We start from the raw sequence: 237 nt of genomic DNA, 5'->3' as shown, positions 1-237 counted from the left end.
CGACACGCGCGAGGATCGCCCCCGCGGCGAGCAGTTTGAACGAGCTGCACATCGGAAAGCGCTCGTCCGCATGCAAGCCGGCGTGCAGTCCCGAGGTCGTGTCGACGATCGACACGCCGAGCCGTCCACCGCTTTGTGCTTCGATCTCTTGGAGCCGCGCGCGAATCGCATCGGCTTTCGCGAACTGTTGCCGCTGCCGCGCTCCATTGATTGCCTTGCCCGATTCCGCGTTCTTGC

General features: G+C 65.0%; 1 pseudogene. It reads right to left on the bottom strand.

Annotation, left to right across the window (positions count from 1 at the left end):
* Positions 1–237, bottom strand: a pseudogene (locus tag SB753_RS41240) (class A beta-lactamase); the annotation flags it as partial.

The sequence above is a fragment of the Paraburkholderia sp. SIMBA_053 genome (genome assembly GCF_046534895.1).
Taxonomy (GTDB): Bacteria; Pseudomonadota; Gammaproteobacteria; order Burkholderiales; family Burkholderiaceae; genus Paraburkholderia; species Paraburkholderia caledonica.
Note: the sequence above shows the minus strand (reverse complement) of the source record. Positions and strands in the feature narration are given on the sequence as shown.